The following is a 14144-nucleotide window of genomic DNA, read 5'->3' on the forward strand; positions in this document are numbered from 1 at the left end:
ATGGATTCCTTGGATTAGAGTACGCGCCCGGCCACGGCATCCAGCTTGGCCATGACCGCCGGATCGCGTGCGTCGGGTTGCGTCAGGATCGCGAAATCCAGCGCGCGATCGCAGCCGTGGGGGCAGGGTGCGCGCTCCGGCCCGAGCATCGCCGGCAGGCGGCGCACCAGATCGCGGCCCTTATCCGCGTTGCCCATCAGGGTCTGGATGATCTGCGTGACATCGACTTCGCCGTGGTCGGGGTGCCAGCTGTCGTAATCGGTGATCATCGCGACCGAGGCGTAACACAGTTCGGCTTCGCGGGCGAGTTTCGCTTCGGGCATGTTGGTCATGCCGATCACATCCGCGCCCCAGCTTGTGCGGTACATCTTGGATTCCGCAAGGGTCGAAAACTGCGGGCCTTCCATCGCCAGATAAGTCCCACCGTCATGCACCGTGATGCCCGCATCGGTGGCCGCCGTGTGGCAGGCTTTGGACAGACGGGGGCAGGTCGGATGGGCGACGCTGACATGTGCCACGCAGCCTGTGCCGAAGAACGATTTTTCCCGCGCGAAGGTGCGGTCGATGAACTGATCCACGATGACGAAATCACCCGGTGCCATTTCCTCGCGAAAGGAACCGCAGGCCGACACCGAAATGACATCTGTCACCCCAAGCCGCTTGAGCGCGTCGATATTTGCGCGGTAGGGCACTGTGGTGGGGCTATGCACATGGCCGCGTCCGTGGCGTGGTAAAAAGGCCATCGGAACACCATCAAGTTCCCCGGTCAGAATATCATCGGATGGTGCGCCCCATGGTGTTGACACCTGTGTCCATTTCGCTCCGGTCATACCCTCTATATCATAAAGACCGGATCCACCGATCACGGCTATTTTTGTTTGGGTCATTGAAGCTGTCCTTTCGTGCGTTGCCGGCAGTTTGCCCGTTGAAGCGCAGGTTGAAAAGGCACAAATCGCCCGGTTTCATTAAGGTGTTGTGAAGGGCGCGCGCGCCAAGGCGTGGGGCGGATGGCGTTTGTTCATCATTGATTTACCATGATCAACGACAAGGGGCGGGGTTTTCATTTGTACCGAATAGGTCTAGGGAGCCACCATGTTAGCGCGCGCAGGACGCGGGTTCAGACGACTCAAACTCAGGAAAATGACATTATGGCGCGCGCATCGTTTCGCACCTTTGCAAAGAATTTGGATGTGACGGACCTGCGTTGGATGCCCGATAAGGGCTTTTCACCGGCGCGGTTGCGGATTGAGCTCTTGTCGGGCCTGACGGTTGCGCTGGCGTTGGTGCCGGAGGCCGTTGCCTTTGCATTCGTGGCCGGTGTGCATCCGCTTGTCGGGCTTTACGCGGCCTTCATCGTTGGGTTGATCACTGCCCTGATCGGCGGACGGCCCGGTATGATCTCCGGCGCGACGGGGGCTTTGGCCGTTGTCATGGTGGCGCTGGTGGCCGAACATGGTGTCGAATATCTCTTTGCGACTGTTGTCTTGATGGGGTTCTTGCAGGTTTTCGCGGGTGTGATGCAATGGGGCAAGTTCATCCGGCTGGTGCCGCACCCGGTGATGCTGGGCTTTGTCAACGGGTTGGCGATCGTGATTTTCCTCGCACAGCTCAGCCAGTTCAAAGTGCCCGGAACGCTTGAGAATACAGGTCATGGCATGGGCGGCGGAGAGTGGTTGTCGGGGCAGCCGCTTGCGCTGATGTTGCTGCTGGTGGCGGCGACCATGGCGATCATCTGGGTGATGCCCCGCATCACGCGGGCGATCCCGGCGCCTTTGGCGGGGATCGGTATCGTTGCTGCGGTTGTGATCTTTTTCGGGCTGGATGTGCCGCGCGTCGGTGATCTTGCATCGATTCAGGGCGGCTTGCCGAGTTTGCATATTCCCATGGTGCCGCTGAATTGGGAGACGTTGGAAATCATTCTACCCTATGCGATCATTCTGGCGGCGATCGGATTGATCGAAAGCCTGCTGACGCTGAACCTTGTGGGCGATATGACGGGCAAACGCGGCGGGGCCTCGCAGGAGTGTATCGCGCAGGGCCTTGCCAATACGGTCACGGGTTTTTTTGGTGGGATGGGCGGCTGTGCGATGATTGGACAGTCGATGATCAACGTGAAGTCGGGAGGGCGTACCCGGGTTGCCGGTATTGCGGCCGCGGTGTTTTTGCTTTTGTTCATTCTGGTGGGCAGTTCGGTCATTGAATTGATCCCGCTGGCCGCGCTTGTGGGCGTGATGTTCATGGTGGTGATCGGCACATTTGCGTGGAATTCCCTGACTATCCTGCGCAAGGTGCCGCTTACGGACGCTTTTGTCATTCTGCTGGTGACGGTGGTGACCGTCATGGAAGATCTCGCAGTTGCCGTGGTGGTCGGCGTGATCGTGAGCGCGCTGGCCTATGCGTGGAACAACGCGCGCCGCATCCACGCAAAGGCCTATACCACTCCGGAAGGTGCCCGGGTTTATCAGGTACAGGGACCATTGTTTTTTGGCTCATCAGACGGGTTTACGGAACTGTTTGATGTCGAGGGCGACCCATCCGAAGTGATTGTGGATTTTGCAGACAGCCGTGTGGTGGATCAATCCGCGCTGCAGGCCATTGAGGCGATTGCCGGAAAATACGAAGCGCAGGGAAAGCGCATTCAGCTGCGTCACCTGAGCCCTGATTGCCACAGACTGCTGAATAAGGCAGGGCATCTCATGGTGGATAGCGATGACGATCCGGACTACGCGCTGGCGGTGAATTACAGTGTGCGCACGGGGGTTCTGGGCGGGCACTGACGGTTTGGCGGCGCTGTTGGCCCTTGGCCAATGCGCCCCACCCACCGTCCCACAGCCGTGGAGCGTGGGAAACCGCGTGAATCCGATTGCGATGGTGCTTAGTCGTCGGGCCGCGACAGTTCGAAAACCTCACTTACCTTGGTGTAGTCGCGGTAGCCCATCCTGCTGAGCGGATTGAAGGTCGTCACGTCGAACCGGCCGTTGATCAGTGTATCATCGCGGATGTGGACGCCGACGACCTCACCGAACACCACGAAATTATGTGCGCCTTCGATCTTGACGATCTGCGTCATACGGCATTCCAGCGCTGCCGGTGCGCCCGTGACCCGCGCACAGTCGATGTCGCGGCAGGGCGTTGGTGCGATACCGGCGTGTTCGAATTCATCAACCTCGCGCGCGAGGCCCTCCGATGAGGCATTCATCACGTTGCGCATGTCATATTCGACGATATTGACGCAGAATACACCGGTTTCGCGGATATTGGCGACGGAGTCTTTGGTGTCGTCGCGATCCGGTTTGGCCGATGTCGAGGCGAACATCACCTGGGGGGGCACATAGGCCACCGCATTGAAAAAGGAGTAGGGTGCAAGGTTGTTCGCCCCCGCCTCATCACGCGTTGAAATCCATCCGATGGGGCGCGGCGACACGATGGCGTTGAAGGGGTTATGCGGCAGGCCGTGGCCTTCTTGCGGACGGTAGAACATGATCACTCCTGATGGTTTGCAGGCGGCATATCCCATGTGATAGGGCCGGACCACCTGAAACACGATGCAATCCCCAAACGGCCCTTTATTCCTGTGTATACCCTGACCCATGAAACCGAGCAGGACCATCACGAGGTCGAAGCGCTTTATGATCTGTGTTTTGCGCCGGGCCGTGAGGCTTTGTCGTCCTATCGGTTGCGGGACGATGTGCCAGCGGTTGAAAACCTCAGCCATGTTGCGCGGGATCGGGATGGCATCCTTGGCGGGGCGATCCGCTATTGGCCGGTGCGGATTGGCGAGGCGAGTGCGCTGCTCTTGGGGCCGGTTGCGGTACACCCCACCCGTCAGGGCGAGGGGCTGGCGTCGCTGTTGATCCGCAGCACACTTGAACTGGCCGCAGAGGCGGGGTGGCAGCGCGTGATGCTCGTGGGGGACGCGCCCTATTACCAGCGGTATCAGTTCGCACGCCTGAGCGATGTCACTATGCCACCGCCGACGAATCCTGACCGGGTGTTGGGGCGGGCGCTGGTGCCGGGGGCCTGGGACGGGGTGGCTGGTGAGGTGACGCGCTGGCGGGCGGATTGAAATTGCACCCTGCCTATCCCATCTTGAACGCAAGGAGGGCATATGGACCTGATCAACGTCAACGACCTGCCGGATACCGAGGCACGACTGGACGCACTGGCAGAGCGCTATCGGCGCGCGGGCGGCTTTGGGGTTGAAATCCTGAACCTGATCGGGGGGCGCGCCGAAGGGTTGCTCGACCGGTTGCCGGGGCCCGTGCGGGGTGGTTTGGAACAGGCCACCACCCGCGCGCTCGAGCAGGCGATGAAAGCGGCACATGGCAGCCGTGGCGTTGTGCCGGATCAAAAGGGGTGGCTGAATTCGGCTGTCGGTGCGGCGATGGGGGCTGTTGGTGGCATGGGCGGATTGCCCACGGCGCTGGCTGAATTGCCCGTGACCACAACCCTTTTGCTGCGCGTCATCCAGGGGGCGGCGCAGGAGCAGGGATTTGATGCTTCGGCGGAAAATGTGCAGTTTGATTGCATCCGTGTCTTTGCCTCGGCAGGACCGCTGGAGGCGGATGATGGCGCAGATCTGGCCTTCATTTCCGCCCGCGTGACCCTGACCGGGGCTGCGGTGCATGGGTTGATTGGCCGGGTTTCGCCACGGCTTGCGACTGTTTTGGGCCAAAAGCTTGCCGCGCAAACCGTGCCTATTTTGGGGGCAGTGGCGGGGGCTGCAACAAATTATGCCTACACCAGCTATTATCAGGAAATGGCGCATGTTCATTTCGGACTGCGCAGGCTGGCGATTGATGCTGATGTCCCACTTGAGGATCTGGTGGAGCGTCTGCGCCTTCGGCTTGAAAAGAGGGCCTTGGTGTAAACCCGCTGTCCGCGCAAAATGTGGCGTTAACGCGCCGTTAAAGAAGCTCGCCTAGTGATAGATTATATGAAATTGTTGGAAACTGGCTTTATGCTGCGGCGTATTTGTACTATTGATGCGGCCTTTTCGGACGTATGAGCAAGCATCAGCATAACATGATCAAGCAACTTCCCATTTCTCTGCCCGGTGGCAGAAAGTCCGATGTGAGGTCGCAGTTTGCCGCGCTTTGCTATCGCGTGCGCAAGAAAAAAGTGCAGATTTTGCTGATTACATCGCGCAATACCAAACGCTGGATTGTGCCCAAGGGCTGGCCGATGGATGGCAAAACGCCGGCGGAATCCGCCGCCATCGAAGCCTGGGAAGAGGCGGGCGTGCGCGGTCAGAGCGATGGGCGCTGCATTGGCATTTTTTCCTACAGCAAAGAAACCGACACGCAGGGCGAATTGCCATGTCTGGCGATGGTATTCGCGGTTGAGGTGACGTCTTTGGCCGATGTGTACCCCGAGGTGTCCGAGCGAAAGCGCACATGGGTGTCGCGCAAGCGGGCCGCGAAAATGGTTGAAGAGCCTGAACTGGCGCGCATTTTGCTGGATTTCGACCCGCGGTTTTACGGCTAGCCCGGCTTGACCTTCGCTTTTTCAATCCCCATTTTCTGAGTGGGAAGAGCATTCGGAGACGCAAGCGCGGTATGATTCAATACGCTTTGAAATGTGATGAAGGTCACCAGTTTGAAAGCTGGTTTCAATCGGCATCGGCTTTTGATGCGCTTGCCAAATCCGGGCATTTGTCCTGTGCGGTCTGCGGCAGCACCGATGTGGCCAAGGCGATTATGTCACCGCGTGTGTCCAGCAATGCCGATGCGCCAAAAGTGCCGGCACTGACGTCTGAGCAGTCGGACAGTGAAAAGGCGCTTGCCGCCCTTCGCAAACACGTCGAGGATAATGCGGATTACGTCGGTAGCAATTTCGCGCAGGAAGCGCGGTCCATGTACCTTGGCGCAACACCGGAGCGCGCGATTTACGGCGAGGCGAATGGGACAGAAGCAAAAGCGCTGATCGAAGACGGGGTACCCGTTGCACCGCTGCCCTTTTTGCCAAACCGAAAGGCGAACTGAACGTAAACCGGTCTGATGACCGCCACCAGCGATGGGTTCGGGTATCTTGCAGGTTCGGGCCGTGCTGTTTGCTGTCTTTCCCTGCGGTCGAACGCGCAAAGTGGTGTGTAAAGCCTCACGCAAAACTCGAAAAGCCTTGGTGAGAGCAAAAAACCCGTCCGGGGATCGGGATGCAGATGCTTTGGGCGTTTGCAAAGTACTTGTGTGTCATGGGCGTTGCGCGTAAACCCGCCGCGACTGATGCAAGGGACGCACAAATGCCTGTTCTGGTAATGAAATTCGGGGGGACATCGGTCGCGACGCTGGACCGTATCCGGCGCGTGGCAAAACGGGTCGGGGTCGAAGTGGCCAAGGGCTATGATGTCATTGTGATTGTCTCGGCGATGTCGGGTAAAACCAATGAATTGGTCGGCTGGGTCAATGAAATTTCGCCCCTTCATGATGCGCGCGAATATGATGCTGTTGTCTCCTCCGGTGAGAATGTGACGGCGGGCCTCATGGCTCTGACCTTGCAGGAAATGGACGTGCCTGCGCGCAGTTGGCAAGGCTGGCAGGTGCCGGTCCGAACCACCAATGCGCATTCCTCCGCCCGGATCGAAGAGATTCCAACCGAAAATATACGTGCAAAATTCGCCGAAGGGATGCGGGTCGCTGTTGTCGCGGGGTTTCAAGGCCTCAGCCCGGAAGGGCGCATCACAACGCTGGGGCGCGGCGGGTCGGACACCACGGCCGTCGCCTTTGCCGCTGCTTTTGAGGCAGAGCGCTGCGATATCTATACCGATGTCGATGGGGTCTATACAACCGATCCTCGCGTCAGCGCCAAGGCGCGCAAGCTTGACAAGATCGCCTTTGAAGAGATGCTTGAATTGGCATCATTGGGGGCAAAGGTTCTGCAGACCCGCTCGGTCGAGCTGGCAATGCGCTACAAAGTGAAACTGCGCGTGTTGAGCAGTTTCGAAGAACAATCTGACACAGCGGGAACGCTGGTGTGTGATGAGGAGGAAATCATGGAAAGCAATGTAGTCGCCGGTGTCGCCTTCAGCCGCGATGAGGCCAAAATGACCCTTCTCAGCGTCGCCGACCGACCCGGAATCGCAGCGAACATCTTCACCGCGCTCAGCGATGCGGGTGTCAACGTGGATATGATCGTGCAGAATATTGCCGAAGAAGGGCGCACCGACATGACGTGGTCCTGCCCCACCGATCATGTGGCCCGCGCCCAGAAAGCGGTGGAAAATGCGAAATCCGAAGGGGTTATCAACTACCACGAGGTCATCGCGGATCTTGATGTGGCCAAAGTGTCGGTGGTTGGAATCGGTATGCGCAGCCATACGGGTGTCGCTGCCAAGATGTTTCAGGTACTCAGTGCCGAAGGCATCAACATCAAGGTCATAACGACCTCGGAAATCAAGATTTCTGTCCTCATTGACCGGAAATACATGGAACTTGCCGTGCAGGCCCTGCATGATGCCTTCGAATTGGAAAAGGCCGCCTGACCGTCACACGCAAAATGGCGTCGCGCATATGGGAAGGAAGCATACGTGGCTGAACGTCTCGAGAGTGAATCGCGCAAACTGCTGGGGCGATTGCGCGATGCGATGGCAGGGCTCGCCGCCGGGCAGGAACGGCTGGATGAGATTACATCGCTGATCGCGGAAAGCATGGACTGTGACGTCTGTTCCATCTACCTGTTTCGCGATGCAGAAACGCTGGAGCTATGCGCCACCAAGGGCCTGAACAAAGAGGCCGTGCATAAGACACGCATGAAACTCGGTGAGGGTCTTGTGGGGCGTGTCGCCAAACAGCGCACCATCGTGAACACGCCCGATGCGCCGCAGGCCAAGGGTTTTCGCTACATGCCCGAAACCGGTGAAGAGGTTTTCTCCAGTTTCCTCGGTATACCGATCCAGCGCCTTGGTGATGCGTTGGGCGTGCTTGTGGTGCAGTCGCGCGCGGCGCGGGAGTTTTCCGCAGATGCCGTCTATGCCCTCGAAGTTGTTGCGATGGTACTGGCCGAGATGACGGAACTTGGCGCTTTCGTGGGCGAGGGGGCCGCCATGTCGGCGCGTCATTCCCAGCCTGCGATGTTTCCGGGGACCGTCGGGCAGGAAGGCGCTGCGGAGGGTCATGTCTGGCTGCATGAACCCCGCGTTGTCGTAACCAACCCGATCGCCGATGACCCGGTGCGCGAGGCAGAGCGTCTTGACGAAGCGGTCGAAGAGTTGCGTGTCGGCGTTGACAAGATGATGCAGATTGCCGGTGGGCAGGACAAGGATCAGCGTCAGGTGCTCGAAGCCTACCGCATGTTTGCCAACTCCAAGGGGTGGATGCGGCGCATGCAGGAGGATATCGCAAACGGTCTGTCCGCCGAAGCCGCCGTCGAAAAGGAGCAATCGACCGCGCGTGCGCGCATGTCACAGATCACGGACGGATACCTGCGCGAGCGCTTGAGTGACCTTGATGATCTGTCAAACCGGCTGCTGCGCATTCTGACCGGGCAGGGTGCCGACACAGGCGCCGAGATGCCGGATGATCCGATCCTGATTGCACGCAATATCGGGCCGGCTGAATTACTGGAATACGGGCGCAAGCTGAAAGGCATCGTGCTGGAGGAGGGTTCGGTTGGCAGCCACGCCGCGGTGGTCGCGCGCGCACTGGCCATTCCGTTGATCGTCCATGCCCAGCGGATCACGACCGAGGCGTTGAATGGCGATCATATCATGGTGGACGGAGAGCAGGGCATCGCACACCTGCGACCGGACGAATCCGTTGTCTCTGCGTTTCGCGACAAAATCGCGATGCTGGCCGCCGCGCAGGAACGCTACGCCTCCATCCGCGAAAAACCCGCACTGACGCAGGACGGGTTCACAGTGGCGCTTAATATGAACGCCGGGCTCATGGCGGACCTGCCTTCGCTGGTCTCTTCTGGGGCGGAAGGTGTCGGTCTTTTCCGGACCGAATTGCAGTTTCTCGTGCGCAACCAGATGCCAAGGCGCTCTGAACTGGTGGCTCTTTATGCCCGCGTGCTTGATGCGGCGCAGGGCAAGCGGGTCGTTTTTCGAACGCTCGATATCGGCTCCGACAAGGTGCTGCCCTATATGAAGCCGAACGAAGAGCCGAACCCGGCGCTTGGCTGGCGCGCCATTCGCGTCGGTCTGGACAAGCCGGGCATCATGCGCATGCAGCTTCAGGCGCTCATCCGGGCTGCAAATGGCCGCCCGCTCACCGTGATGTTTCCCTTTGTGGCGCAAATGGAAGAATATACCGAGGCGCGGCGCCTGATGGATAAAACCGTGGCCGCCGAAGCGCGACTGGGTCACATTTTGCCTGAAACGATTGAAATCGGCGCAATGCTTGAAACGCCGAGCCTCGCATTCGCCCCGAACAAATTTTTTGAAAACGTGGATTTTCTGTCGATTGGTGGCAATGACCTCAAGCAGTTTTTCTTTGCGGCGGACCGGGAAAACGAGCGGGTGCGGCGGCGCTATGACACTTTGAATGTCTCGTTTCTGAGCTTTGTGGAGCGGATTGTGGAGCGTTGCGAGGCGACCGGAACACCTGTTTCATTCTGCGGCGAAGATGCCGGACGCCCGGTTGAGGCTTTGTGCTTTGCGGCGATGGGGTTGCGCAGCCTGTCGATGCGGCCTGCCTCCATCGGCCCGGTGAAAAACCTGCTGCGCCGCAGCGATCTGGGTCAGGTCCGCAAGGTCATCGCAGACGCGCGTCACCGGGGTGAGATGTCCGTGCGACCTGCGGTCATGGAATGGCTGCGCGGGCAGGGCTGACCGGGCGGCAGTATTGCCCGCTGCATGGCGTCAACTGAGCCACTGACGAAGCTGGAAAAGGTGGTGACAGACGTGGGTTTTCTTGGCGATGGCGCGCTGCGATATGTGACCCCTTTTGTATTCGCCTTGAGCGGTGCGTGGCTCTTTCACGTTCTGGATTTGCCCTTACCCTGGCTGATCGGGCCGATTGCGGCTTGTCTGGCGGCGGCGCTTATGGGCTTCAAGATGCGCGCGATTGCACCCGTGAATGCGGCCATGCGCACGATTTTGGGTGTTGCCGTCGGTGCAACCTTTACGCCGGCTATCCTGTCCTTGATGGTCGATATGTGGGTCACGCTGCTGTTGATACCTGTGATGATATGTTGCGTGGCCGCTGTAGGTGTGCCGTATTTTCAGAAGCTGTGGGGGTATGATTTTGCGACGAGTTATTATTCCGCCATGCCGGGCGGGCTGCAAGATATGCTTGTTTTCGGGGAAGAGGCGGGGGGCAATCCCAGAACGCTATCCTTGATCCATGCGACGCGTATTTTGGTCATCGTCACGGCATTGCCCTTTCTTTTGCAGTCATTCTGGTCGGCAGATTTGTCAACGCCGCCGGGCGCGCCACTGACGTCCATCGCGCCGGGGCAATTGACGGTCATGCTCATATGTGCGGCCTTGGGGTGGTATCTGGCAAACCTTGTTGGCTTGTTTGGTGCGTCAATTCTTGGGCCGATGATTTTCGCGGGTGCGGCGGCCGTGACGGAAGTGTTGATCGTGCGCCCACCGGCCGAAGCCATCTGGGCTGCGCAGTTTTTCATCGGTATGACGGTGGGCGTCAAATACAGCGGTATTACACTTGATGAGGTCCGGCATGATCTGGCCGCCGGCCTCGGGTACTGCGTCGTTTTGTTGCTGATCACATTCGTTTTTGTGGAAATCGTTTATATCGCCGGTCTTGCGCCCGGTCGCGAGGCGCTCCTGGCCTTTGCGCCCGGAGGGCAGGCGGAAATGGCGGTCCTCGCCTTGATCGTGGGGGCCGATATGGCCTTCGTCATTGCACATCACGTGTTTCGGATCATCGTGATCATCATCGGTGCCCCGCTTTTTGCGCGCTTTTTCGGTGCGTCCAGATGCGATTAACTCTGTGACTTTGCCAATTGTGCAAGCACGCGCATCGCTTCATCTTCTCGGCCCAGAGGGACAAACAGGTGATCGTGATAAAAACCGGAAACCGGATTGACGCCCATGCCGGCCTTGGTCAAGGCAGCGGAGATCCGTGCGATGAAGCCAACCGCTTCGAGGGATGAATGCACATCAAGCGTGATCATCCTGCACGCAAACTCATATGGCAGATTGTGCCGCTCTGCGTCGCTGAGTTTCAGAATAAATGTTGTGCCTTCTTCTTCCTCGAATACCATGCGCGGCTTGATATCCGGCGGAACACCGTGGCGGGCAAGCGTTGCGAAGACATAGGTAGAGTCGTCGAGCTTCGCCGTCATTGTATGCAGCAGTGTTTCCAGGTCAGTCTCGCCGCTCATACGTTACTCAATTAATGTCTGGGCTGGGGCGGCCCTTCTTATCGGAAGTTCGCAAATATGCATGGCCACGGGGGCTGACGCAAGACGTGGTGTGACAACTCGTTTTTTGGCGATGGTGCAAAATCCCTGTGGGTTCTCATCGCGGGAAACAGAACGCCAGGTTGTGTTCGTATACCCGGCAACATACTTCATTTGCCCGTGCAAGTCTCAGAACTCATCCCAGCCCCCGTAGTTTTCTGCGCCAACTGCTTTGGCTGGTGCGACTTTGGTTGTGTCCGCTGTTATGATGTTGTCAGGCAAGGGGGGTGTGAGCGTGTTCGTAGTCCCCGACACGCGGAACCGGGCGGTGGAGGTCAGCAGATCGCCTGCTTCCTTTGCCAGCACATGGCTGGAGGCCGTTACTTCTTCGAATGCGGCGGCTTGCTTTTGGGTGTTGCCATCGACCAGCGAGACGGAGGTGGATATCTCCTTGATGCCGGCGGCTTGTTCGGAAACGGCGCGAGTGACCTCTTCGACGCTTTGCGAGATTTTGATCACCGTACTGGCAATGTCGTCAAGCGAAGCTTTGGCGTTTGATACGTTTTCCACACCTTCCGTCACGGCAGCGTCGCTTTGAGTCAGGACGACCGAGATTTCCTTGGAGGCTTCACTTGCGCGTTGGGCCAACTGCCGCACTTCGGATGCAACGACAGAGAACCCGCGCCCGGCGTCTCCGGCACGGGCCGCCTCCACGCCTGCATTCAAAGCAAGCAGGTTGATCTGGAACGAGATATCGTTGATCACCTCGGTGACACGCATGATCTCTTTCGAGCCATTTGCGATCTTATCCATGGATTCTGACGCTGTTTGCGCAATCCTTTCGCTGGAAACGGCGGTTTCTTTGGCCTCCTTCGCGTTGTTGCTGACGTCAGTGATATTGTCATTGACCTGCGAAATGCTTGCGCTCAGCTCTTCCAACGCGGCGGAGGTTTCCTCAACCGATGCTGCGTTCTGTTCCGCTTGACGCGATAAAACATCGGCAGTTTGACGCAACTCCGAGGCCGAACCGGACAGTGTCTGACCGCTTTCGGAGATTTCCACGATCAACCCTGTCAGCGCGCCCAGCATGTTGTTCACATTTGTTTGCAACTCCTGAAAAGCCCCCTTGAACGCGCCTTCCATCCGATGTGTCAAATCGCCCTGCGCAACGCGGCTCAACACGGCACCTGTTTGCGAAAGGCCGTCGTCGACTGTGGACATCAGTTGATTCATGTTTTCGGACAGTTCCATTAAGATCTGATCGTCAAACTTAGCATCTATTCTGTTTTTGAAGTTGCCGTTGCGGGCCGCGTGTACAACCTCTCCGAAAGATGCGCCAAGGGTGCGCATCATCTCTTCACGCAGGTCTTTTGCGGCGAGATCGGCCTGTTCCTTTTCCTTCGCCAGTTCGATTTCGCGTTGCGCCGATTTTTCCCGCTCATCACTGAGTTCTGCCATTTTCCTCGCAGCCTGTTCCTGCTGCTGGCCCATCTCTTCCATTTTCAGCGCGTTTTGTCGGAAAACCTCGGTTTTCAGAGCAAGTTCACCGATTTCATCTTGTCTGTCGGTGCCGGGTACGACTGTGTCCAACGCACCTTCGGCAACTTCCTTGACGGCTTTTGTAAGTCGCTGGATTGGTTGCGCAATGCTGCGTGAAAAGTGAATGGCGATAATCAGCACGCCAAGCAAAATGACGCTTGCAAGAACCAGCGCGCGCAGTTTGGCAGCATAAAGACCGGCAAACAGCTCCTTTGTGTCTTGCTGGACAACCGTGGCCCAACGCGTGCCGAGAAACTCGACCGGGATCATGTACCCCATCACGTCCTGCCCATAGTGGCCCGTCGCCTCGAACAGACGTGCCTGATTGTCAGCCAATCCTTCCAGAATGGCAGCGGTCTGAACAGGGGTCGTCAGAATGTCATCGATGTCCGTCTGCGTGGAGTCAGAGCGCATCAAACCATCCGAGCCGACCAGAAACCCGTCCGCCGTTTCCCCTTTGCCTTGCAGATCGCTCGCCGCGCTGCTGATCTCCGTAATCGGCATCTGATAGGCAAGCACGCCAAGGCGCGTGCCTTGTTCGTTAAACACGGGGCGTGCGATAAAAGCGGCTGGTGCGTCGTTGCTGGGTGCATAGGGCGCAAAGTCAATGAAGACTGACGGCGCAGTCGCGTCCAATGCCGCAGCGGCGGTATAGGCCTGTGCCAAGCCAGAGGTGGCCCAGGGGCCGTTTATCATATTCGTTGCAAAGTCGTTTTCCTTGAAGACGCTGTACACAAGGTTGCCCTCAGTGTCGAAAAGGAAGATGTCGTAGTAATTCATCTCATTTTGAAGGACATCAAACGCCGGGTGATAGATTGCGTGGATAAACCCGTAGCTTGAACCGGTATCGGCTTTGACTAGCAGGTCCTTCTCGCCCAGCGGGTGTTCGTTTTCGTCGATGTAAACCCGGCGCAACACGTCTTCGGCATTTTCCAGCGCGTTATAGCCATCCGCCAGAGCAATAAGTGCGACAGAGGTCGCTGGTGCAGCCGCCCGCAATCTGATGTCGCGATCAACAGTTTCCAACAGTGTTTCAATGCGGCTCTTGTTTAAAACTGCAACCGTTTCGAGGCGCTGCGACGCGGCATCTGCGATTATTTTCGACGTGAAATAGAAGTTGGCGACAGACATGATGAGAATGGTAAAGGCGACCAGGATACCCATCACGATGGGGAGTTTTACGCCGATTTTTAGGTTTTGAAGGGTCATTGCTGCACCGCCTGACTACACACTGAGTTACGTTATCCGCCACAGGACGCGCGCCAGATCGTTCGGACGTGCCACGCAGAAAATACTTG

Annotated in this window: 12 protein-coding genes; 8 read left to right on the top strand and 4 right to left on the bottom strand. The window is 58.1% G+C overall.

The features are described from left to right. Positions 1–14: 14 nt before the first annotated feature. On the bottom strand, positions 15–887 hold the full coding sequence (locus RD1_RS09930; protein WP_011568362.1) for an S-methyl-5'-thioadenosine phosphorylase: 873 nt from the start codon (positions 885–887) through the stop codon (positions 15–17). Between the two features lie 261 nt (positions 888–1148). Between RD1_RS09930 and RD1_RS09935 the strand changes: the two genes are divergently transcribed. After that, positions 1149–2777 (top strand): SulP family inorganic anion transporter, encoded by a 1629-nt coding sequence (locus RD1_RS09935; protein ID WP_011568363.1) that lies wholly within the window; start codon positions 1149–1151, stop codon positions 2775–2777. Between the two features lie 98 nt (positions 2778–2875). On the opposite strand, the gene RD1_RS09940 is transcribed toward RD1_RS09935, so the two are convergent. Next, positions 2876–3481, bottom strand: a complete 606-nt coding sequence (locus RD1_RS09940) for a flavin reductase family protein (RefSeq protein WP_011568364.1) — start codon at positions 3479–3481, stop codon at positions 2876–2878. A 93-nt stretch (positions 3482–3574) separates the two neighbouring features. On the opposite strand from RD1_RS09940, the gene RD1_RS09945 reads away from it, so the two are divergent. The 7 genes from RD1_RS09945 to RD1_RS09975 all read left to right on the top strand — a co-directional run bounded on the left by RD1_RS09945 (position 3575) and on the right by RD1_RS09975 (position 10891). Then, positions 3575–4066: a GNAT family N-acetyltransferase gene (locus RD1_RS09945; RefSeq protein WP_011568365.1), complete on the top strand. Its 492-nt coding sequence runs from the start codon at positions 3575–3577 to the stop codon at positions 4064–4066. Between the two features lie 42 nt (positions 4067–4108). Continuing rightward, positions 4109–4870, top strand: coding sequence for an EcsC family protein (locus RD1_RS09950; protein ID WP_011568366.1), 762 nt, complete (start codon positions 4109–4111; stop codon positions 4868–4870). A gap of 155 nt (positions 4871–5025) precedes the next feature. Beyond that, positions 5026–5487, top strand: coding sequence for an NUDIX hydrolase (locus tag RD1_RS09955; protein WP_011568367.1), 462 nt, complete (start codon positions 5026–5028; stop codon positions 5485–5487). 71 nt (positions 5488–5558) lie between these two features. Next, a complete protein-coding gene (locus RD1_RS09960; RefSeq protein ID WP_011568368.1) occupies positions 5559–5984 on the top strand; it encodes a DUF1178 family protein in 426 nt (141 codons plus the stop codon). Positions 5985–6241: 257 nt separating this feature from the next. Further along, complete coding sequence (locus RD1_RS09965; RefSeq protein ID WP_011568369.1) at positions 6242–7480, top strand: aspartate kinase; 1239 nt, start codon at positions 6242–6244, stop codon at positions 7478–7480. 45 nt (positions 7481–7525) lie between these two features. Then, entirely contained in the window at positions 7526–9769 is a 2244-nt protein-coding gene (ptsP, locus tag RD1_RS09970; RefSeq protein WP_011568370.1) for a phosphoenolpyruvate--protein phosphotransferase, read from the top strand. A 24-nt stretch (positions 9770–9793) separates the two neighbouring features. Beyond that, positions 9794–10891, top strand: a complete 1098-nt coding sequence (locus RD1_RS09975) for an AbrB family transcriptional regulator (RefSeq protein WP_011568371.1) — start codon at positions 9794–9796, stop codon at positions 10889–10891. Here the strand turns inward: RD1_RS09975 and RD1_RS09980 are convergent. Continuing rightward, entirely contained in the window at positions 10888–11289 is a 402-nt protein-coding gene (locus RD1_RS09980; RefSeq protein WP_011568372.1) for an ACT domain-containing protein, read from the bottom strand. The two genes, RD1_RS09975 and RD1_RS09980, sit on opposite strands and share 4 nt — an antisense overlap. A 207-nt stretch (positions 11290–11496) precedes the next feature. Next, the gene (locus RD1_RS09985; RefSeq protein ID WP_011568373.1) at positions 11497–14055 is read right to left on the bottom strand and encodes a methyl-accepting chemotaxis protein; all 2559 of its coding nucleotides are present in this window, start codon (positions 14053–14055) and stop codon (positions 11497–11499) included. Between the last annotated feature and the right edge of the window lie 89 nt (positions 14056–14144).

Source organism: Roseobacter denitrificans OCh 114 (assembly GCF_000014045.1).
Taxonomy (GTDB): domain Bacteria; phylum Pseudomonadota; class Alphaproteobacteria; order Rhodobacterales; family Rhodobacteraceae; genus Roseobacter; species Roseobacter denitrificans.

Bases quoted from the DNA above. Each gene is read 5' to 3' on its own strand.
- RD1_RS09940 (WP_011568364.1), bottom strand. From the start codon at position 3,481: ATGTTCTACCGTCCGCAAGAAGGCCACGGCCTGCCGCATAACCCCTTC.
- RD1_RS09935 (WP_011568363.1), top strand. From the start codon at position 1,149: ATGGCGCGCGCATCGTTTCGCACCTTTGCAAAGAATTTGGATGTGACG.
- RD1_RS09965 (WP_011568369.1), top strand. From the start codon at position 6,242: ATGCCTGTTCTGGTAATGAAATTCGGGGGGACATCGGTCGCGACGCTG.
- RD1_RS09930 (WP_011568362.1), bottom strand. From the start codon at position 887: ATGACCCAAACAAAAATAGCCGTGATCGGTGGATCCGGTCTTTATGAT.
- RD1_RS09955 (WP_011568367.1), top strand. From the start codon at position 5,026: ATGATCAAGCAACTTCCCATTTCTCTGCCCGGTGGCAGAAAGTCCGAT.
- RD1_RS09960 (WP_011568368.1), top strand. From the start codon at position 5,559: ATGATTCAATACGCTTTGAAATGTGATGAAGGTCACCAGTTTGAAAGC.
- RD1_RS09980 (WP_011568372.1), bottom strand. From the start codon at position 11,289: ATGAGCGGCGAGACTGACCTGGAAACACTGCTGCATACAATGACGGCG.
- RD1_RS09975 (WP_011568371.1), top strand. From the start codon at position 9,794: ATGGCGTCAACTGAGCCACTGACGAAGCTGGAAAAGGTGGTGACAGAC.
- RD1_RS09950 (WP_011568366.1), top strand. From the start codon at position 4,109: ATGGACCTGATCAACGTCAACGACCTGCCGGATACCGAGGCACGACTG.
- RD1_RS09985 (WP_011568373.1), bottom strand. From the start codon at position 14,055: ATGACCCTTCAAAACCTAAAAATCGGCGTAAAACTCCCCATCGTGATG.